This window comes from Vibrio sp. Vb0349 (assembly GCF_033338975.1).
Genome location: NZ_JAWOTS010000012.1, coordinates 72,505 through 92,247, shown reverse-complemented (window position 1 = coordinate 92,247; position 19,743 = coordinate 72,505). Strand labels below are relative to the sequence as shown.

The window sequence follows — 19,743 nt, the reverse complement described above, 5'->3', positions numbered from 1 at the left end:
TTTATTATGGCAAGTAGCGCAAGGATCATTTCAGTGTTTGCTAGGGTTTTAATCATGACGGCACTTCTGGTGCCGTTTTGCAGCTTTTCCACCGTCGTTTCTCTCGAAGCTTCAGCGCAAGTCGAGCAAGAGGGAGCGGTACAAAAGCTGTCTGTAGAAAAAATGATCCATTATCCAGAGGTGATTGATCAACTGTATCAAAGCACCAATTACCGTTTGAACTGGGAAAATGAAAGTGATATTGAGCAGTTTCTTTTTCAAGTAAATCTGGTTGCACTTGCGGATGTCACCGATGAATTCGAAAATCAACTTCACCGGATAAACCAAGTAAGGTGGCAGGGAGATAATCTCGACTTCGATTTAGTGATGACAGATTCACTCTTGATGTACCTTAGTTATCTTGAGCAACTCCCCGAAGAAGGGATTAATTGGCTATTTACAGACAAAGCCCATGTTACGTTACCCGCTCCTAGCATCGATACTTTATCGGTTTTGAGTAATGAGATTACGGTTGGCAAACTTGGTCAGTTTTTGGCAAGTCTCCGGTCTCCATTACAAACAGATGATGCTTTCTACTCCGCATATTCTTCGCTATCGGAACATTCTCAGTACCAATATCCTGCCTATCAACAAACTGGGCTAGCACGTGTTGGCGATATATTAGAAAACAGACCCCTATTGATTGAGCGAATGGAGATCGTAGGCGTAGATGTTTCTTACTTGGATTTAGTCACTGAAGAATATGACGAACAATTAGAGCTTGCGATAAAAGAGTTCCAGCGTATTCATGGTTTGAAAGAAGATGGCGTTATCGGCCCGAATACCATTCGATGGATCAACTTTTCTCCTCAAGAGCGATTGCATCTGCTGGCGTTGAATTCTGAGCGTTCAAGAATTTGGTCGAAAGAAAGGGATAATGTTGTCTTTGTTAACGTGCCTGGATACGAAGTCACGTATTGGCATGACGGTCAACCCTTGTTTGAGTCTAAAGTTGTGGTAGGGAGAGCATCAAGAAAAACGCCCATCATGTCGGTAGCACTGGATTCAGTTATTCTCAACCCAACTTGGAACGTGCCTTGGACTATCATGGTTAAAGACATTATTCCTAAAGTAAAAAGTAATCCGATGTATTTGATTAACCATAACATTCAAATCATTCGGTCTTGGACTTCGAACGAAATTATTGACCCTACAACCATCAATTGGGCAACGGTGAATCCGAGAACATTTCCTTATCGTATGCGACAGGCGTCGGGCTTACAAAATGCACTGGGATTGTACAAGTTCAATATGCCTAACCCACAAGCTATTTATTTGCATGACACGCCAAGTAAGAACTTGTTTGAACAGGACAGACGCGCATTCAGCTCAGGATGTGTTCGTGTAGAACATGCAGACCAGTTAGCAGAACTTCTGTTCAAAACTCAGGGGTTGGAAGAACGTTTAGCGAAAAAGCGAGAAAGTTCTCGTCGGTCTAACACGTCAGTTCCTTTGGGAGAGCGCATTCAAGTACACATCATTTATCAAACAGCATGGTTGGAAGAGGGAACGCTTTACTACCGTGATGATATCTATAAGTACGATCACCGCAGTTGAAATCTTTAAGGAAAATTTACAAAACGAAGAATTCTCTTTTCGTTCAATAATTAAACAATAATTACTGCGTCTGAAAATCAAGATGGAGTGTTTTATGCGTTTGACGTGACAAATGTGTTTGGTTAATGTCCACGACTTGTCTAGTTGTTGAGCACTGTATTTTGAAATGGTAAGTCGTAACTTTTCCCGCCGAGATTTCCTTAAAATGACCGCTGGTGGTGTGGTGTTGGCGTCTGCCCTGCCATCATTTTCTTGGGCTTCATTCCCTGACGAGCCACGTGCGCTGGCGATGAACAACCTTAATACTGGAGAGATCCTCGAAACATGCTATTTCGATGGAGAACGATACATTAATGATGAACTGCAAAGGCTGAATGAGTTTTGTCGAGACCATCGACGAAATGAGGTTCATCCCATGGATAGACGCTTGTTCGATCAAATAAGTCAAATTCAAAAGTTAATTGGTACAGAAGCAGAGGTGATCGTCATTTCAGGTTACCGTTCTCCTGCCACTAATGCCTCGCTGCGCAACGGGTCTTCTCGTGTAGCGAAAAAGAGCATGCACATGGAAGGGAAGGCCATTGATTTTCGTTTAGACGGTGTGAAGCTTTCAACAGTTCGTGATGCTGCATTAAGCCTAAAAGCCGGTGGCGTGGGTTATTATCCAGGCAGTAACTTTGTTCATATCGATACGGGTGCTGTTCGTTCTTGGTAGTGCCAGTTGAGACAAGGTTTCTAGTCTCAGAACGTCGTCGATTACTCACAGTTCAAAGCTTGAAGTCGCTAGGCCTTAGTGTCATAGTTGCGGCAGTTTTCACGCAAATTTATTCGGTATAGGTTATCTATGGCTCTGAAATACCAAGTTGTTCCAGTAACATCTTTCTCTCAAAACTGTTCTATTGTCTGGTGTGACGAAACCATGAAAGGCATTGTGGTTGACCCAGGCGGCGATGAAAAGCAGCTCGCTATGCTTATCAAAGAGCTGGGTGTTGACGTGGTAAACCTAGTGCTAACACACGGTCACTTGGACCACGTAGGTGGCACGGAGCCGCTGTCTGCACTGCTTGGCGGTACAGAGATTGTTGGCCCTCACAAGGCAGATAACTTCTGGTTGCAAGGTTTGGAAGGTCAGAGCCAAATGTTTGGTTTCCCGCTGACAGAAGCGTTTGAACCGCACCAATGGCTAAATGAGGGTGACACTGTCACTTTCGGTAATCAAGTGCTGAACGTATTCCATACACCTGGTCATACACCTGGTCACGTTGTGCTTTACAGCGAAGAAGCGCGTTTAGCGTTTGTGGGTGACGTTTTGTTTAACGGTAGCATTGGTCGAACTGACTTCCCACAAGGCGATTTCAATACGTTGATTAGCTCTATCAAAGAGAAATTGTGGCCTTTAGGCAATGATGTCACGTTTGTCCCTGGTCACGGCCCTCAATCGACTTTCGGTCACGAGCGTAAAACTAACCCGTTCGTTGCTGACGAGATGCCGCTTTACTAAAAGTGCGTGTACTAAGCATTATTCTGGCTCGGCGGCAGCTAAGTATCGCCGAGTCAGTCCCACAAAGTCCTCAGCCTCACGATCTAGATCACTTGCTGATATAAATAGATCGTAGCCATAAAAGCCTCTCTGATACTTCATCCGGTTGGCGAGCATCGCTAACAAACCTTTGTACTCAATCCCATCTCTGTTTATATACGGTTTAGGGTCAAGCACCATATCCTCAAACTTATCTTCACACTGATTTTGTTTCGCGCCTAAGTAAAGCAGTGCTCGCTGGCTGAGGAGAATTTCTGTCGCTATACGAGGGCAGATTGAATTTAAGTAGGGTGAGTAGTGTTTTAGACGAATACCGATCCAAGGTAGCGGTTGGTGCCACCCTTCCTGTTGGTAGCTACAAATACCGATTGACTCAATATTTCGCCATCGGACGACCCAACCTCCTTTAAAAAGGTGTTGCTGAAAGTGAGAAGCTGTCAGCGTAAAAGTGACTTGGCTTTTCTTAATCATCAAGATGGCGAAACCAACGATTGCAGACATCAAAATGACCGACAACATGGCTTGCTTCCATCCCGGAGAAATGGCAACCAAAAACAAAGTGATGAGTGCAACGAGCAACAAAAGTATTCTGTTGATAGGGGAGTTGGGTTTGAAATGTGAATTTGTTAGGTGCAGCGTTTCCATGCTTATAACCTCATCGAATACTTGTTCAAAAATGAGTGGGCAGCTTTATGTGCATTGACTTGCATTTAAAATAAAACAAACCTCTGTTTTTATACCCAGTATTCAATAAATCCGTTCATAAAATATCTGATTAAATAGTAGACGTTCTATGCTTTGAGCGCATTTTTCATCGCGTTTCGCCGCTAAAACCTACAAATTGCTTGTGAATTTTGGTATAAAACGCGCTTCAAATTTTCATCCCTGCTGAGATGCAGTGAACTGGAGAAATATTCAATGAGACTTGCTCATAAGCGTAAAGTGCAGATGAAACTGCAAAAACGCATTAAAGCGACAGTAGCAAACTTAGCTGCAGCACCTAAAGCAGTGAAGCCTGTTGCGGAAAAAGCAGTAGCACCTTCTGTTGCTGAAAAAGCTGTTGCGGAGAAAGTAGTAGCTGATAAAAAAGTAGCTGCAGTGAAAACAGTTGATGTTGCCCTTACTCCTAAGCAACAACAAGTATTAGACATCGTTATTGCGAATGCTGAAGGTATTAACCCTAAAGGCATCGGTCTAGCTGCAGGTCAAGAAGATACTAAAGCGGCATCATGGGCTACTGGCGCACTAAAGAAGCTTCTTGAAGAAAACCTAGTTCAAAAAGAGCAGTTAGCAGGTAACAAAGTTATCTACAAAGCAGTTTAATTACCGCTACCGTTCTAGATTGAATACCTCGGCCGATGCCGAGGTATTTTTTTATCTTGGTATTGGAAATAATGCATTAAGTACTGACTTTAACACTACCAATAAGTGGTTTGTCACATTTTCTTAAATACTATGTAAATTTTTTGGCAGAAAAATACGTACGTATTGTCTTTTATTTTTATTCATAGCTAAAAATATAATTTATTGATTTTGCTATTAACAGTCTTTTGTCATGACGATTATCCTACGTACTTGTACGTAATACCTTAGGCTAATACCTTATTGATGAATTACTCGCTTCCGTGTTCATGCCCATTTCGCATTAGACAACATTGTTACATCTTTTATACCGAATACAGCCAATCCTAATGAAATGGATGACAACAATAACCTTGGTGATAAAGGACGTGAACGATGAGTCTAATCCAAAAATCTTTAAAACGAGTGCTCAAAACAACCGCTGTCGCTGCCGCGATGGCACTCGCAGCGACTTCTGTAAACGCTGCTGAAAAAGTCTATCGTTTAAAGCTTGCTGAAACTTGGGGGCCTAATTTCCCAATTTTTGGTGATACCACAAAAAACATGGCCAAAATGGCGGAAGAGATGTCCAACGGACGTTTGCAAATCCGCATTGATTCCGCAAACAAGCATAAAGCGCCTTTTGGGGTGTTTGATATGGTTAAGTCGGGTCAGTATGACATGGGTCACTCAGCGTCTTATTACTGGAAGGGTAAGGTTCCAAACACACTTTACTTCACTTCTATGCCCTTCGGTATGTTGCCAACTGAGCAGTATGCATGGTTTTACTACGGCGGTGGTATGGAGCTGATGGAAAAAGTGTACTCTCCACATAACTTGATGTCTTTCCCTGGCGGTAATACCGATACTCAGATGGGCGGGTGGTTCCAAAAAGAGATCAAGTCCGTCGAGGACTTACAGGGTTTGAAAATGCGTATCCCAGGGTTTGCTGGTGAGATTTTGGCTGAGTTAGGTGCCAAGCCAACGAATATCGCCCCTGGTGAGCTATATACTTCTCTAGAGCGTCGCACAATTGATGCCTTGGAATGGGTTGGTCCATCTCTGGATCTACGTATGGGCTTCCACAAAATCGCGCCTTACTACTACACAGGTTGGCATGAGCCAGCGACTGAGCTTCAGTTCCTCGTTAACAAGCGCACCTGGAACCGTCTACCTGATGATCTAAAAGCGATTTTGCAAGTAGCCATGAAAACGGCCGCTTACGATATGTACACGCAATCGAAACACGAAAGCGGCAAAAACTGGGCATCTATTAAGTCTGAATACCCAAATGTTGAAGTAAAAGATTTCCCACCTGAAGTAGTAGCTGCGTTGCGAGAAGCAAACGATCGTTTGTTGAAAGAACATGCAGAAAAAGATGCTTTGGCGAAAGAGATTCAAGAGTCGCAAGCGAACTATATGAATCAAGTTCGACCATGGTCAGATATTTCGCACCGAGCGTACTTAAACAGTCAAGCTCAACAATAACGTTATGAAGCAGGCGATGCCGAGAGGTTTAGCCTGCTATCGAAGCCCAAGAAAACTTCATAATGAATGCTCCGCACCATAGCGGAGCGCATCTAAACGTTCCACGGAGTTCGGAATGAGAAGTCTTATTTATATTGAGCGATTATTTAACCGCTTTAGCGATTTTCTCGGATGGTTGTCCAGCATCCTGTTTATTTTGTTGTTAGCAAACGTTGTGTACGACGTTGTCATGCGTTACGTGTTTAATGATGTGTCTATCGCATTCCAAGAAATGGAATGGCATCTATTCTCTGCCGTGTTCTTGCTTGGTGTGCCTTACGCAATTAAGTCCGGTGGCCATGTTCGCGTCGACATTTTTTATGAACGCTTATCTTACAAAGCACAATCCATCATCGACATCATAGGCACACTATTTTTCTTATTCCCCTTTTGCCTACTGGTAGCTTGGTTTGGTGTTGATTTCGCTAAGGAAAGTTACGCGTTAGGTGAGACGTCTGGTGACCCAGGTGGCTTACCATATCGTTGGATTATCAAAGCGATGATTCCGCTGTCATTTTTCTTTATGGCGGTGAGTGGTATTGGATTGTTACTTCATTCAATCAACAAAATTGTCAACCCTCATCTCATCTATGCCGGTAATAACGGTAAGTCGTAAAAGGAAGTCATTATGATCGGTATAGTGATGTTTTTTGTTGCGCTCTTTGCGCTTCTATTGGGATTTCCCGTTGCCTTTACTTTTGGTGGTATCGCGCTGATTTTTGGTGTTTGGGCTGAAGGCATCGAGATGTTTGCTTTTATGCCATATCGAATTCAGTCCATTATGGAAAATACGGTGCTAATGGCCGTACCGCTGTTCGTTTTTATGGGGCTAGTGCTACAGAAAACGAAGCTTGCTGAACAGCTACTAGAATCAATGGGGCGTTTGTTCGGTGGCGTTCGCGGTGGTATCGCTATTTCTACCGTGTTAGTTGGCGCATTGCTTGCAGCTTCAACGGGTGTGGTAGGCGCATCAGTTGTTGCGATGGGCTTAATATCTCTTCCTGTGATGCTCAAGTACAATTACGACAAAGGTTTAGCGTGTGGGACTATTTGTGCGTCTGGCACGTTAGGCCAAATTATCCCACCTTCTATCGTGTTGATCTTGTTGGGTGATGTACTTGGCGTACCGGTAGGGGACCTATTTCAAGCTGCGATCTGGCCCGGTATTACACTTGTTGGCGCCTATGTGATCTACATTCTCATCTACGCGAAGTTGAACCCTCAAGCCGCACAGGCGATAGAGCGTGATGAGTCGATCAGTCGTAAACAAGAAGTGCTCACCGCACTGAAAGCTGTATTGCCACCTTTAGCATTGATCATCGTGGTATTGGGCTCCATCTTTGCAGGGATTGCAACACCAACAGAGTCAGCGGCACTGGGCGGTGCAGGTGCGATAATTTTATCGCTATTGTATAAACAGTTTAGTTGGTCGATGATTTATGATGCATCAAAAGAGACAGTTAAGGTAACCGCAATGGTCTTTGCGATCTTACTTGGTGCGACCGCCTTCTCAATGGCATTTACCTACACCGGTGGTGATTATTTAGTTGAAGAGTGGATGTTAGAACTGCCGGGTGAAAAGTGGGGATTCCTTATTATTACCATGGTGGTGATTCTGATTTTAGGTTTCTTTATCGACTTCGTTGAAATCTGTTTTATCATCGTGCCAATTATTGCGCCAGTCGCTGAATTGATGGGCATTAATATGACGTGGTTTGCGATTCTTATTGCGATGAACTTGCAGACGTCGTTCCTCACACCGCCATTTGGCTTTAGTTTGTTTTATCTAAAAGGTGTCGCTCCAGCAGGGGTTACTACGCGTGATATCTACAAAGGTGTGATGCCATTCATCGCGATTCAGATTGTTGTGTTGGCGTCTTTGCTGTTTTTCCCAGGTTTTTACGGTATGAGTTAATCACTCGATAATAAAGAGATTTTGTGAACTGAGAGTTTTTACCTTTTGAGACAAGTTGTTAAGCTGTTAATTATGTCTATGCAGACACAATCGATTAGTTTGTACTGCTAAGATAGTAAGCTGTAAAGGCAGCGTTTCATGGAGGGAAGGGATGCCTCTCAAAGCAAAGTTAATTCTGCTGACACTGATACCCGTGGTATTGGTGTCAGCGAGTATCAGCTGGATCTCTATCTATCAAACCAAGACCCTTGGCAAAAGGGAGGTAGAGATCTTTCATCAAAACCTGATCCAATCAAAAGAAGCGGCGCTGAAAGATACGGTCGACGTCGCTTTTGACTCCATTTCTTACATCTACAACGATCCGACATTAGAAGAGAGTGTTGCCAAAACGCGTGTGAAAGCGATTTTAAATCGTTTGAGTTATGGGTCTGACGGCTATTTTTTTGCTTATGATAAATATGGTACCAACCTTGTACACCCAGTTCTTCCAGAGCTTGTCGGGGAAAACTTACTCTATCTTGAAGACGAAAATGGCGATCGCTTAATCGAAGCTTTATTGTATCAAGCGCAATCAGGTGGCGGATTTCATCAGTACCTGTGGCAAAAGCCATCTACGGGTGAAGTCGTCCCTAAGCTTAGTTACGCTGCATGGCTCGATAAGTGGGAATGGATGATAGGGACTGGGCTGTATATTGAGGATGTCAGCCGAGAAGTCGCCAATATGCGCGCGGCAGTGAACAAAAATATCGAAACGACATTTTTCTCAGTCGTCGTGATCTTAGCGGTGACCGTTGCTGTAATCATTGTTCTCACTTTGGCGATCAATCTGCACGAGCATCGCCTCGCTGATAAGAACCTGAAAGAATTGGCACATAAAACCGTGATGTTCCAAGAAGATGAGAAAAAGCATTTAGCGCGAGAACTGCACGATGGAATCAATCAGTTGTTAGTCTCCAGTAAATGTCATTTAGACTTAATGAGTCATAGACTGGAAGACGAAAAACTCAAATCCCACTTAGATAAATCACAACGATCGCTCGTCACCGCGATAAATGAGGTGCGGCATATTTCTCATCAGCTCCGTCCAAGCGCCCTCGATGATATCGGTTTAGAAGCAGCACTGACGACCTTGCTACAGGATTTTCATTCCCATTCCGGGATTGATATCGAGAGCAATTTCGATACTCAGCAGCACAAACTGACTTCGGAAGTCGCAACGACGCTATATCGCGTCGCTCAGGAGTCTTTGAATAACATTGAAAAACATGCGCGAGCGAAAAAAGTAACGGTTACTTTGCAAAAAATGGGCAATATGCTGCAATTACTCATACGTGACGATGGGGTTGGATTTGTGGTTAACCATGCAGTGCACCAACAAGGGATTGGGTTAAGGAACATGCAAGAGCGTGTAGAGTTCATCGGTGGTGAATTTGAGCTAATGAGTGAGCTTGGCTTGGGAACAGAGATTACTGTGCTGCTTAATTTGGATGAAATAGTTTATGGATAAACCGATTAGTGTAGTGATTGTCGATGATCATCAAGTGGTATTGGATGGCTTCATGGCTCGTTTGGAGTTAGAGTCTGACATCGAAGTGGTGGGTACAGCAAGTAATGGCTTGGAAGCGATAGAGGTCGCAAAACACTTGCAACCGGACGTCATATTGATGGATATCAGCATGCCAATAATGAACGGTATTGAAGCGACTGGTGTAATTAAAGAAGCTCGCCCAGAGAGCAAAATACTTATGTTGACCATGCACGATAATCGCGAGTACATCATGAAGGTCATGCAAGCTGGTGCCGTAGGATATATGCTCAAGGAAATCTCGGCCGAGAAAATGGTGCAAGCAATAAAAACGGTGAACCAAGGCTCGACGTATTTCTGTGAATCCGTCACACAAACACTCTTTACCCAAGAAGTGGTGCCTGCCACGCAAAAAACGAATCCTCTCAGCCGCAGGGAAGAAGCGGTACTTAAATTAGTTGCTCAAGGAAACAGCAGCAAAAAAATCGCCACTTTACTCAATATTAGTTATCGAACGGTAGAGACGCATCGCCATAACATTAAGCACAAGTTGGACTTACATTCGACGGCAGAGTTAGCAAAATATGCGTTTGAAACTGGCTTGACTGAGTAGGAGAGTAGTGCCCGCAAAAAGCGAGCACGTGGGAGCGAAACTAATCGGCTTTGGTAATGCTACCAAGCTCTAGCATTGGAGCAACATCGATGTCCTCTGCATTCATCATCGTCGAGATACGTTGAACGGAAGATAGTAGAAGGGATTGCTCCCATTCTTCCAATTTTTGGAATCGATTAATGAAGTGCTCTTGCAGCGGCGTTGGTGCTTGTTTTAAGGCTTCTTGGCCCTTGCTCGTAAGTACAGCATGCACTTTACGCTTGTCTTGAACACTGCGCTGACGCTCAACAAACTGGCCTCGTTCTAGTCTATCTAGAATGGTCGTTGCGGTCGCTTGGCTCATGTTAGTGTGGCTAGACAACTGTTTAATCGTCACGTTATCTAAGTCATTGATAGCGCGCATCAAAATCAACTGTGGAGCAGTCAATCCAGACTCTTTGCTCAGCTTTTTAGAATGTAAATCAATAGCGCGGATGATCTGACGAATCGAGACCAATACTTCTTCGTACTTTTCCAATTTATTCATCCAGTCTGTAGGGAACATTTATCGAGGCGACACTAACTTAAATGCGCCCTTATTTAAAGGGGGGAAATCAAAAATTACCCCTACAATTTTACGCCGTGTCCTCAATACCATTTTGTCGCGCCTTTTCGACAAAATAAGAAGAGCTAAAATTATTATAGCAATAAATGTTTGTGGTCTAACTATTGTAGTAGTGATTTGTTCTATCAAAGGCCGTAACCACACAGTGAAAAGTAAGTTATTGGATTTTTTAATATCAAAAAGATAGACAAAAACGTGTCAAATGATAGGATCTTGCGCCTTCACGGAATGCAAAACGTATCGTGTTCGAAAGATTTTTTTGTTTGGTACGTAAAAACACTACAAAAATAGAGAGGAACGATGACAAAGGGTATAGATAAGTACAGTATCGATAGTACCGACTATACGGTAGGTCAGGACAACGTTCAAAAATGGGGTTTTGATGTTCATAACCCAGTTTTTGGTATTAGTGCAGGTTTAATTGCGCTGTTTCTTGTCGCTGCATTAGTTCTAGATGCACATACCGCAAAGACGGCACTTGATGGGCTGAAGTGGAAAATTATTGGTTCATTCGATTGGTTGTTCATTATTGCAGGTAACATTTTCGTTATTTTCTGTTTGGCGCTTATCGTCTCACCAATGGGTAAGATTCGACTAGGTGGTAAAGACGCTGTTGCCGATTACTCGTTTATGTCATGGCTTGCAATGCTATTTGCAGCTGGTATGGGTATCGGTTTAATGTTCTGGAGTGTTGCAGAACCTGTCGCTTACTTCACCGGTTGGTATGAAACGCCACTTGGTGTTGAGGCAAATACACCAGAAGCCGCGAGATTGGCACTGGGTGCAACGATGTTCCACTGGGGCCTTCACCCATGGGCAATTTACGGTGTTGTAGCACTTTCTTTAGCATTCTTTGCCTACAACAAAGGTTTACCGCTATCTATGCGTTCGATCTTCTACCCACTTCTGGGTGATCGTGCATGGGGTTGGGCTGGCCACATTGTGGACATTCTGGCTGTGCTTGCGACTTTATTTGGTCTTGCTACATCCCTAGGTCTAGGTGCGCAGCAAGCAGCAAGTGGTATTCATCACGTATTTGGTGTTGAGCCAGGCCTGGGCCTACAAATCGTCGTTATTACCGTGGTGACTTTACTTGCTGTTGTTTCAGTCGTACGCGGCATCGATGGTGGTGTTAAAGTCATTAGTAACATCAACATGGTTGTGGCGTTCTTGCTACTGATTCTTGTTGGTCTTATCGGTTGGGCGGCGAGTTTAGGTTCGATTCCAACCACACTTATGGCATATGTAGAGAATATCATCCCACTAAGTAACCCGTTTGGTCGTACGGACGAAGCTTGGTTCCAAGGCTGGACAGTGTTCTACTGGGCTTGGTGGATTTCATGGTCGCCATTCGTAGGCATGTTCATCGCGCGTGTTTCTCGTGGCCGTACCGTTCGCGAGTTCATCACAGCAGTTCTACTGGTTCCAACTGCGGTTACCGTTGTTTGGATGTCTGTATTTGGTGGTCTGGCGATCGAGCAAGTTGTTGATAAAGTAGGTGAGCTGGGCACAAATGGCTTGACTGACGTATCACTTGCTATGTTCCAAATGTTTGATGTTCTTCCATTTGGTAGCATGCTTTCTATCATCGCTGTTGTGCTGGTACTTGTGTTCTTCATTACGTCTTCTGACTCTGGTTCACTTGTTATCGACAGTATCACGGCAGGTGGTAAAGTCGATGCACCTGTACTTCAACGTGTCTTCTGGGCATTCATGGAAGGTGCAATTGCGGTTGCTCTGCTATGGATTGGTGGCTCCGAGGCGGTTCAAGCTCTTCAGGCCGGTGCCATTTCTACAGCATTGCCATTTACCTTCATTCTGCTTGCAATGTGTGTGAGCTTATTGATGGGTATGCGAACTGAGCGTCAGTAATTCGGCATTTTATAAAACCGTCTGACTAACAATTAATCAAAAGGCCAGCAATTTGCTGGCTTTTTTTGTGCGGTTTTTATGACGCTTGAGACAAAAAAATGACACATGAAAGTTCATATTTTACAAAGAGTTAATGTGCTATTTTGTTTTTTAAAAATTAGTGAATAGTCGTAAAAAAGTGTGTAATATTCATGCACCTTAACTGTTCTCCCAACTCAAAAAACTATAAATATGAAATTATCATTAAAACAAAAGCTTATAGGCGCAAGCCTTTCTGCTGTTGTTGTGATGGCAACAGCACTTACTTGGTTGTCGGCTGGTCAATTATTTGATCAGACTCGTTCAGGTGTCTATTCACGTGCGCAAAGTCTTAGTACTACTGCGTCAGAGGGAATTTCTGATTGGGTCAATATCCGTAAAGATATTGCCACTGCGTTCAACGACTACTCGACCGAGCAAGACGTTGTTCCTTTCCTACAACAAGCTCGCAAGGCTGGTGGCTTCGATGACATCTTCCTTGGTACACCAAACGGTGATATGTACCGCTCTCATCCGGAGCGTAACCGTGCTGATTATGACCCTCGCACACGTCCTTGGTACAAGGATGCTGATGCCGCGGGTAAGCAAATCATCACAGCCGCATATCAAGACGCAATCACGAATGCACTACTTGTGACCATTGCTGAGCCAGTAATGAAAAATGGTCAGTTTGTTGGTGTTGTTGGTGCGGACGTACTGATCGATCAGCTTATCAGCGATGTGATTAACTTAGATGCAGGTGAAAACGCGCATGCGATGCTAATCGACATGAATGAAGGCACCTTCTTAGCGCATCCAGATAAAAGCTTGACGCTTAAGCCTATCACCAGTGTTCTAAAAGATTTTTCAGAAGAGGCAATTGAGCGCGCCGCCGATGAAGGTCGTATCGAAGATACGGTAATCAAAGGAAAAGAGAAGCTTTACTACTTCAATAAAGTTCCTGGTACGCATTGGATGTTTGCGATTGAAATGGATCGCGCAACAGAAGAAGCAGGTCATGCGGTATTGCTACGAGATCTATTGTTTACTGCTGTGGCGATCACGATTGTGGTTATTCTTGCAGTTTCTTGGCTAGTTGGTTTCTTGTTCCGTGACTTGAACCGCGTATCAAATGCACTGGAAGAAATTGCATCTGGCGAAGGTGACTTAACGCAACGCCTAGAACCACGCAGTGATGATGAAGTAGGTAAACTGGCGGAAAACTTCAACCGTTTTGTTGGCAACATGCACACAATGGTTACTAAGCTTAGCCACGTATCTTCTGCGCTTTCAGAGCAAGCTCGCACGACAGCACAGCAAGCTGAGGAGCGTAGTCAGCGTATCTCTTACCAGCAAGATGAAATCAACATGGTGGCGACGGCTGTGAACGAAATGGCAGCAGCGACACAAGAAATTGCAGGTAATGCTGATAGCACGGCAAGTAATTCAGAAGAAGCGGTTCAAGCTTGTTCACATGGTTCAAGCCAAGTAACTCAAACGCAAGGCTCTATTCAGAACTTAGCGCAAGAAGTTCAAGTTGCTACTGATGTGATTCAAGAGCTAGAAGCACACGGAAATAGCATCAATACGATTCTATCAACGATTCAAGGCATTGCAGAGCAAACGAACCTACTTGCACTGAACGCGGCGATCGAAGCGGCACGTGCAGGTGAGCAAGGCCGTGGTTTTGCTGTGGTTGCAGATGAAGTCCGCGTATTGAGCCAACGTACTCATGCTTCAACGCAAGAGATTCAAGAAACTATCGAGATGCTACAAGGCACAACAGCCAAAGCGGTCGGTATTATGGGTGACAGTCGTCGTCTAGCTGATACCAGTGTTGATGATGCCAATGCGGCTGCAGCGAGCTTGACGCAAATCCACACTGCTGTTGAGCGTATCAGTGATATGGCAACGCAGATTGCTTCAGCAGCAGAAGAGCAAGCATCGGTAACCACTGAGATCACTCGTAACACTGAAGGTATTCGTGACGTGTCTAACGAGTTGTCAGTCGAAGCTCATCAAGCAGCAGAACAAGCTGCTCACCTGTCTGAGCTATCACACGAACTTGAACAAGAGATTCAACGCTTTAAGCTGTAATCTTGTCTCAACCTAAGTAAAAAGGAGCCATCTGGCTCCTTTTTTGATCGCTATTAAGCGTGAAGTATACTACAGCCAGAACTCACTGATGGGTTGCTCTTCACTGTAATGATGGGCGATTTGCGCTTGCAGTAGCTCTGCGGTAGCAATTGCATCGGTTAATGCATGGTGAGGCGTATAGTCTGGCAGCCCATAACGGCGTCGAGATTGCGCTAGCCGAACCGATTCTGGTTTTTTCCCTTTTAAACGCTCCCAGAGAGAGCCGGAACGTTTCTGTTGAATGGTTTCTTCAAGGTGCAGCGTATCTAAAACAGGAAACTCAATACCTTCCCCTAAACGGCTTTTGAGCGCTTTATCCAGAAACTCTCTCTCGATACGACGGTAATGAACAACAATGATTTTCCCGCTTAAGCATGGTAGCAGCTCGCTTAAGATATCGCCTAAGTCAGGTGCATCGATCAATTCGCTGTGAGTAATACCGTGTATAATGACTGAATCTTCATCGAGTGCACGCTGTGGACGTACCTTCCAATGACGCGAGTTACGTAGGAAAATTCGCTTCAGGTTAAACGGCACCAAACCAATAGTAATGATGTCATGTTTTTCAGGATTCAAACCCGTCGTTTCGAAATCTAACGCCACGAACTCCACCTCAGATAACGGTGTTTCTGGAGCAGGCGGCTTGTTGCTATAAAACGCAATTAAATTCTCATCCTTCGCCATCTCCAGCTTTTGTTCAAACTTCGTTGGCCACTGAATGGTTGGCTTCTGAAAGAGCTTTTTAATCATGCTAAACCTCACTTAAAGCTCTTGTTCGCTTGGTAGCGGAACTTAAGGAAATTTTGACCATTGCTTAGGATCTGGAATGCATCCTTTAGGTTGCGACGTTCAAACTCAGAGAGGTTTTCCGGTTCGATATTGTTATCAGGCTCAATGCCTAGTTCCACATCCGTCGCTTGGTGACGAATACGTACCATGGAAATAAATTCTAACGCGTCTTTTAAGTCTTGTGCTCGACCTTTTGGCAAAATGCCAGCATCAATAATGTCGTCAAGACGCTCAAACGAGTTCTGTGCACGTGAACCAACCGCCAGAGAGTGAACGCGAATTAAGTCGACCAGAGGAGCAGTACCGCGACGTTTGAGGTTGATGGAGTTGTTGTGTCTGCCATCTTTTTCCATCACGAAGTCTTTAAAGAAGCCTAGAGGTGGTGTTCTGTTTAGTGCGTTACGAGCCAAACACGCTAAGAAGCGGTTGTTCTTTCGAGCGCGACGAACAATAAAGCTAGTTAACTGTTCTGCCCATTTTAAGCGGCCATAGACGCCATCCAAGTCGAAAAAGATGGAGGCGTTGAGTAGTGCTTTCGGGTTCGGGTTATCAATCCAGTCAGCAAAACACTCTTCCCACTCTGAACGAGTCATGCGCCATAGTGGGTTGGTTGCCATAATATCGCCTGTGCAATATTTGTAGCCACAGGCATCTAACCCATCGCTGACGTATTTTGCTAGGGCTTCGAAGTATTTACCATGTTTCTCTTCTTGATAGGTCTCATCTAGAATGATGGCGTTATCTTGGTCAGTCACCAACAGTTGCTCATCTCGTCCCATTGAGCCAAGTGCAAGGAAACAATAAGGAATTGGCGGTGGGCCAAGCTCTTCTTCTGCCATTTCTAGCAGACGCTGTTTGAAGCTTCGGCCAATGACCGACATCGCGCTACCCACCATGTGAGAGTTGGCATCTTCATTGACCAGACGCACGAAGCTGCTTTTCACTTCTTCGGCAACAACGGCTAAATCTTCGATAGTCTGTTGTTGGAAAATACTACTCACCAACAACAACGAATTCTGAGATTCATAACGAACAATGTCGGTTGTTTCGATAATACCGATTGGTAATTGGTTTTTTACCACTGGTAGGTGATGTACGTTGTAACGCAGCATCGTTAACATTGCTTCATAGATGTAAGCGTTGTGGTCAAGAGACATGACCTCCGTGGTCATCACACTGGACACATCGTCCTGTGGGGACAAACCTTCAGCTAACACACGGGTACACAAGTCACGGTCAGTAATGATACCAAGTACTGGGGACTGTGGATCGTCTTCGTCACGAACGAAATCTGGGTCGACGATAAGTAAAGCCGATACGTTGTCATTCGCCATTTGCTGCGCGGCTTGCTGGATTGTCTGACCACGATCAATCGTATGAGCATCGCCAGTCAGCAAGGTTTTCACTTTCGACGTCGTCAGGTCATTGGCGTCTTTGTTTTCTGAAATGGCTTGGCGTAAACGAGCGCTATTTTCAACTTCAACAAAATCCGCAAAGGAATCAAAGTTATCGTAAATTTCTTGGAAAATGTCACCAGGAATACAGTAGAGCAGGGTATCCTCAATGGCTTTTACCGGAAAGCGGACTTTGTTATTGGTGAGCATGCCCATCTGGCCAAATAGGTCACCTTCGTCAAGGCGGTTATACAGCTCACCTTTGCGTCGATAAACTTCAACAACACCGCTTCGCACCACGTATAAATCTTGGATATAGTCTCCAAAATGGATGATGGGGGTATCTTCTCGGTAGTACGAGATTTCGACACTCTCTGTCACCTTGTTTAGTGTTTCTTCAGGGAGTTCATTGAACGGGGGATACTTGGCGAGAAAGTTGTAAATCTCGAGAAGTTCTGCATCCATCGAAGGCGCCTTTTAGTTCGCAAATAATAAAGTAATCTTAACTTAGTTTTAAAACAGAGTCTTATCTGAACCGCGATTTTCGTGCTCAGTCATAAGATTCTGACATATCGCACGATAAGGGAGCTTCATTTTTACTACTATATGGTCACCTCAATTGAAAAAGACGTCGTCGATATGTTTTCTTCGTGATGACTGATTAGATCTTTGGCTGTTTCAGATCGTTATCACGTCTTTAGATTAAGCTATTCTTCTTGAGCCAAGTAGCTCAGGCGATGGAATACAGTGTTTAGATAATTCTCATGAAAGGAAGTCGAATGGTGAGAAATTTATTGCTTGTTTCTTTAGCTGCTTTGCCGGCGATATCAAGCGCAGCGGTCATGGACCAAGCAGAAAAATTTGGGTACGAACACATTCATTTGGATGTTGGTGCCGGAACGACAAACGAAGAATGGTTAGATAACTCTAATGCGACCACAGTTGGACTCGGTGGTAACTATTTGTTTACTGAGAACTGGTTGTTTAATGTTGATTACTCAGCGCAGTTTTTCCATCCGGATGATTTTACTCTTCGCATTGACCGCCTTTTGTTTGGTGGTGGTTACCGTTATGGAGTTACAGAGCAATTCGATATCTACGGGCTATATGGAATAGGCGCAATCAAAGCGAAAGCGACGGACGACAAAACGGATAATAAGTTGTCTTCCGATAGCGAATTGATTCAAGCTGTAACTGTTGGGGTGAATTACTTGCTCAGTGAAAAGCTTATTGCGACAGCTGAAGTGGAGTTGAACAGTAGTGATATCGTTGATGAGAACAATTTTAAGATCGGTCTTAACTACCAATGGCATAAAGTCATCGGCACTGGTCTTTTTTATCAGTTTAGAGACACTGATTACAGCGGTGAAAGCTCAGATTACGTCAATGAAGTTGGGCTGAGTTTGAAGTTTGTCTACTAGATCGGACGGGTTCGTTTTTGGCGTTAAGTTAAAACAAAAAAGGTCAGCTTATGCTGACCTTTCCTTTTAATGAAGTATGCGACAGTCGATTATAAAACCGCTGCAATGCCTTTACACAGAGGGCCCATATTTGACTTCGTCATACCAGCAACACTGATTCGGCCAGAACCGACAATGTAAATACCGAACTCTTCTTTAAGGCGGTTAACTTGCTCTTTAGAAAGACCAGAGAAAGAGAACATACCATTTTGACGTTCGATGAAACTAAAGTCTGCGTCCACACCCTCTGCTTTTAGTGTCGCTACAAACAGTTCACGCATTTCTTGAATACGGTCACGCATTTCTGCTACTTCAGCTTCCCATTCCGCACGCATTTCGGCGTTGCCAAGAATGTGAGTCACGACAGCGCTGCCGTGTGCAGGTGGGTTAGAGTAGATAGAGCGAATAATGGCTTTAACTTGAGAAAATGCGGTTGTTGCGACTTCTTCTGACTCAGCTACTAACGTGAAGGCACCTACGCGTTCATTGTATAGGCCAAAGTTTTTCGAGAAAGAGCTCGCGACTAGGATTTCTTTGTTGTATTTAGCAAAAGTACGAAGACCTGCAGCATCTTCTTCCACACCTTTAGCAAAGCCTTGGTAGGCGAAGTCGAACAGAGGAAGCAATTTCTTCTCTGCGACAAGTTTCGCCAATGTTTCCCACTCTTCAGCCGTAGGATCGATCCCTGTAGGGTTGTGACAGCAGCCGTGTAGAAGCACGATGTCGCCTTCAGATGCAGATTGCAGATCATTTAGCATCGCATCGAAGTCTTTGTCTTTTGTTTCAGCATTGTAGTAGCTGTATTGTGCCGTTTCGATACCAGCAGCAGTAAATACGCCGTTGTGGTTCGCCCATGTTGGGTTGCTGATCCAGATCTTTACATCGCCTAGTTGACGTTTAATAAACTCGCCGGCAACACGTAGTGCACCAGTACCACCCGGAGCTTGAGCTGTTTTAGCGCGTTTTTCGTTTACAATTTCTGCATCAGAGCCGAAAAGCAGTTTTTGCACAGCAATGCCGTACTCTGCTGTGCCTTCGATGGTTAGGTAAGATTTGGTTTTTTCAGTTTCAACAAGTGCTGCTTCAGCTTTCTTTACTGTCGCAAGAACGGGAGTTTCGCCTTGCTCGTTTTTGTAAATACCTACGCCAAGGTTAATTTTGTCTGCGCGAGCATCTTTTTTAAACTCTTCAGTAAGGCCAAGAATAGGGTCAGCCGGAGCGGCAACTACTTTTTCAAACATAATCTTCATCCATGTTAATCGAAGGGGTGTGCTAACATTTATACCTTTCAGCAATATTGGTTACAACCGTTACTGAAAAGAAAACCTAAAAAAGTTGCGATTTGAAACAGAATTCTAACATAACTAAAGTTTTTGCCATGAAAACGTTTGGTAGGCACAGAGTTTGAAGGGC

General features: G+C 44.1%; 17 protein-coding genes. 12 read left to right on the top strand and 5 right to left on the bottom strand.

The window, feature by feature from the left end; translation table 11 throughout:
- Window positions 1-54 precede the first annotated feature (54 nt).
- From R7Q47_RS14755 to R7Q47_RS14745, 3 genes are all read left to right on the top strand, one after another.
- Window positions 55-1,596 (top strand): murein L,D-transpeptidase, encoded by a 1,542-nt coding sequence (locus R7Q47_RS14755; protein WP_062730524.1) that lies wholly within the window; start codon window positions 55-57, stop codon window positions 1,594-1,596.
- A 166-nt stretch (window positions 1,597-1,762) separates the two neighbouring features.
- Window positions 1,763-2,311, top strand: coding sequence for a YcbK family protein (locus tag R7Q47_RS14750; RefSeq protein WP_248486802.1), 549 nt, complete (start codon window positions 1,763-1,765; stop codon window positions 2,309-2,311).
- 129 nt (window positions 2,312-2,440) lie between these two features.
- Window positions 2,441-3,097, top strand: coding sequence for an MBL fold metallo-hydrolase (locus R7Q47_RS14745; RefSeq protein ID WP_005376855.1), 657 nt, complete (start codon window positions 2,441-2,443; stop codon window positions 3,095-3,097).
- 18 nt (window positions 3,098-3,115) lie between these two features.
- Here R7Q47_RS14745 and R7Q47_RS14740 read toward each other — a convergent pair whose 3' ends face one another.
- A complete protein-coding gene (locus tag R7Q47_RS14740) occupies window positions 3,116-3,781 on the bottom strand; it encodes a DUF2982 domain-containing protein (RefSeq protein ID WP_132936784.1) in 666 nt (221 codons plus the stop codon).
- A 273-nt stretch (window positions 3,782-4,054) separates the two neighbouring features.
- Between R7Q47_RS14740 and R7Q47_RS14735 the strand changes: the two genes are divergently transcribed.
- The 6 genes from R7Q47_RS14735 (at window position 4,055) to R7Q47_RS14710 (ending at window position 10,057) form a co-directional block, all read left to right on the top strand.
- A complete protein-coding gene (locus tag R7Q47_RS14735) occupies window positions 4,055-4,459 on the top strand; it encodes a hypothetical protein (RefSeq protein WP_047103233.1) in 405 nt (134 codons plus the stop codon).
- Window positions 4,460-4,873: 414 nt separating this feature from the next.
- On the top strand, window positions 4,874-5,965 hold the full coding sequence (locus tag R7Q47_RS14730) for a TRAP transporter substrate-binding protein (protein ID WP_017636112.1): 1,092 nt from the start codon (window positions 4,874-4,876) through the stop codon (window positions 5,963-5,965).
- A 115-nt stretch (window positions 5,966-6,080) separates the two neighbouring features.
- The gene (locus R7Q47_RS14725; RefSeq protein ID WP_053306570.1) at window positions 6,081-6,620 is read left to right on the top strand and encodes a TRAP transporter small permease subunit; all 540 of its coding nucleotides are present in this window, start codon (window positions 6,081-6,083) and stop codon (window positions 6,618-6,620) included.
- A gap of 12 nt (window positions 6,621-6,632) precedes the next feature.
- Window positions 6,633-7,919: a TRAP transporter large permease subunit gene (locus tag R7Q47_RS14720; protein ID WP_005376871.1), complete on the top strand. Its 1,287-nt coding sequence runs from the start codon at window positions 6,633-6,635 to the stop codon at window positions 7,917-7,919.
- 151 nt (window positions 7,920-8,070) lie between these two features.
- The gene (locus R7Q47_RS14715) at window positions 8,071-9,426 is read left to right on the top strand and encodes a cache domain-containing protein (RefSeq protein WP_005376873.1); all 1,356 of its coding nucleotides are present in this window, start codon (window positions 8,071-8,073) and stop codon (window positions 9,424-9,426) included.
- The gene (locus tag R7Q47_RS14710) at window positions 9,419-10,057 is read left to right on the top strand and encodes a response regulator (protein WP_017636110.1); all 639 of its coding nucleotides are present in this window, start codon (window positions 9,419-9,421) and stop codon (window positions 10,055-10,057) included. The genes R7Q47_RS14715 and R7Q47_RS14710 overlap by 8 nt, the downstream gene beginning before the upstream one ends.
- Before the next feature lie 40 nt (window positions 10,058-10,097).
- Here R7Q47_RS14710 and R7Q47_RS14705 read toward each other — a convergent pair whose 3' ends face one another.
- The gene (locus tag R7Q47_RS14705) at window positions 10,098-10,574 is read right to left on the bottom strand and encodes a MarR family winged helix-turn-helix transcriptional regulator (RefSeq protein WP_005376877.1); all 477 of its coding nucleotides are present in this window, start codon (window positions 10,572-10,574) and stop codon (window positions 10,098-10,100) included.
- A 387-nt stretch (window positions 10,575-10,961) separates the two neighbouring features.
- Between R7Q47_RS14705 and R7Q47_RS14700 the strand changes: the two genes are divergently transcribed.
- Window positions 10,962-12,533: a BCCT family transporter gene (locus tag R7Q47_RS14700; RefSeq protein WP_005394723.1), complete on the top strand. Its 1,572-nt coding sequence runs from the start codon at window positions 10,962-10,964 to the stop codon at window positions 12,531-12,533.
- A gap of 231 nt (window positions 12,534-12,764) precedes the next feature.
- Window positions 12,765-14,648: a methyl-accepting chemotaxis protein gene (locus R7Q47_RS14695; RefSeq protein ID WP_005376880.1), complete on the top strand. Its 1,884-nt coding sequence runs from the start codon at window positions 12,765-12,767 to the stop codon at window positions 14,646-14,648.
- 69 nt (window positions 14,649-14,717) lie between these two features.
- On the opposite strand, the gene R7Q47_RS14690 is transcribed toward R7Q47_RS14695, so the two are convergent.
- The gene (locus tag R7Q47_RS14690) at window positions 14,718-15,437 is read right to left on the bottom strand and encodes a 3'-5' exonuclease (RefSeq protein WP_005376881.1); all 720 of its coding nucleotides are present in this window, start codon (window positions 15,435-15,437) and stop codon (window positions 14,718-14,720) included.
- 8 nt (window positions 15,438-15,445) lie between these two features.
- Complete coding sequence (locus R7Q47_RS14685; RefSeq protein ID WP_033905640.1) at window positions 15,446-17,335, bottom strand: DUF294 nucleotidyltransferase-like domain-containing protein; 1,890 nt, start codon at window positions 17,333-17,335, stop codon at window positions 15,446-15,448.
- A gap of 314 nt (window positions 17,336-17,649) precedes the next feature.
- Here R7Q47_RS14685 and R7Q47_RS14680 point away from each other — a divergent pair, with 314 nt between their 5' ends.
- Window positions 17,650-18,291, top strand: coding sequence for an outer membrane beta-barrel protein (locus tag R7Q47_RS14680; RefSeq protein WP_318089222.1), 642 nt, complete (start codon window positions 17,650-17,652; stop codon window positions 18,289-18,291).
- An 89-nt stretch (window positions 18,292-18,380) separates the two neighbouring features.
- Here R7Q47_RS14680 and R7Q47_RS14675 read toward each other — a convergent pair whose 3' ends face one another.
- Window positions 18,381-19,571 carry an amino acid aminotransferase gene (locus R7Q47_RS14675; RefSeq protein ID WP_017636105.1) on the bottom strand — a complete coding sequence of 397 codons (1,191 nt, stop codon included), beginning with the start codon at window positions 19,569-19,571 and terminating at the stop codon, window positions 18,381-18,383.
- Window positions 19,572-19,743: the final 172 nt, after the last annotated feature.

What these genes read in the sequence shown, in the direction of transcription:
- R7Q47_RS14755 (WP_062730524.1), top strand. Translation starts at nt 55, where the DNA reads ATGACGGCACTTCTGGTGCCGTTTTGCAGCTTTTCCACCGTCGTTTCT.
- R7Q47_RS14750 (WP_248486802.1), top strand. Translation starts at nt 1,763, where the DNA reads ATGGTAAGTCGTAACTTTTCCCGCCGAGATTTCCTTAAAATGACCGCT.
- R7Q47_RS14745 (WP_005376855.1), top strand. Translation starts at nt 2,441, where the DNA reads ATGGCTCTGAAATACCAAGTTGTTCCAGTAACATCTTTCTCTCAAAAC.
- R7Q47_RS14740 (WP_132936784.1), bottom strand. Translation starts at nt 3,781, where the DNA reads ATGGAAACGCTGCACCTAACAAATTCACATTTCAAACCCAACTCCCCT.
- R7Q47_RS14735 (WP_047103233.1), top strand. Translation starts at nt 4,055, where the DNA reads ATGAGACTTGCTCATAAGCGTAAAGTGCAGATGAAACTGCAAAAACGC.
- R7Q47_RS14730 (WP_017636112.1), top strand. Translation starts at nt 4,874, where the DNA reads ATGAGTCTAATCCAAAAATCTTTAAAACGAGTGCTCAAAACAACCGCT.
- R7Q47_RS14725 (WP_053306570.1), top strand. Translation starts at nt 6,081, where the DNA reads ATGAGAAGTCTTATTTATATTGAGCGATTATTTAACCGCTTTAGCGAT.
- R7Q47_RS14720 (WP_005376871.1), top strand. Translation starts at nt 6,633, where the DNA reads ATGATCGGTATAGTGATGTTTTTTGTTGCGCTCTTTGCGCTTCTATTG.
- R7Q47_RS14715 (WP_005376873.1), top strand. Translation starts at nt 8,071, where the DNA reads ATGCCTCTCAAAGCAAAGTTAATTCTGCTGACACTGATACCCGTGGTA.
- R7Q47_RS14710 (WP_017636110.1), top strand. Translation starts at nt 9,419, where the DNA reads ATGGATAAACCGATTAGTGTAGTGATTGTCGATGATCATCAAGTGGTA.
- R7Q47_RS14700 (WP_005394723.1), top strand. Translation starts at nt 10,962, where the DNA reads ATGACAAAGGGTATAGATAAGTACAGTATCGATAGTACCGACTATACG.
- R7Q47_RS14695 (WP_005376880.1), top strand. Translation starts at nt 12,765, where the DNA reads ATGAAATTATCATTAAAACAAAAGCTTATAGGCGCAAGCCTTTCTGCT.
- R7Q47_RS14690 (WP_005376881.1), bottom strand. Translation starts at nt 15,437, where the DNA reads ATGATTAAAAAGCTCTTTCAGAAGCCAACCATTCAGTGGCCAACGAAG.
- R7Q47_RS14685 (WP_033905640.1), bottom strand. Translation starts at nt 17,335, where the DNA reads ATGGATGCAGAACTTCTCGAGATTTACAACTTTCTCGCCAAGTATCCC.
- R7Q47_RS14680 (WP_318089222.1), top strand. Translation starts at nt 17,650, where the DNA reads ATGGTGAGAAATTTATTGCTTGTTTCTTTAGCTGCTTTGCCGGCGATA.
- R7Q47_RS14675 (WP_017636105.1), bottom strand. Translation starts at nt 19,571, where the DNA reads ATGTTTGAAAAAGTAGTTGCCGCTCCGGCTGACCCTATTCTTGGCCTT.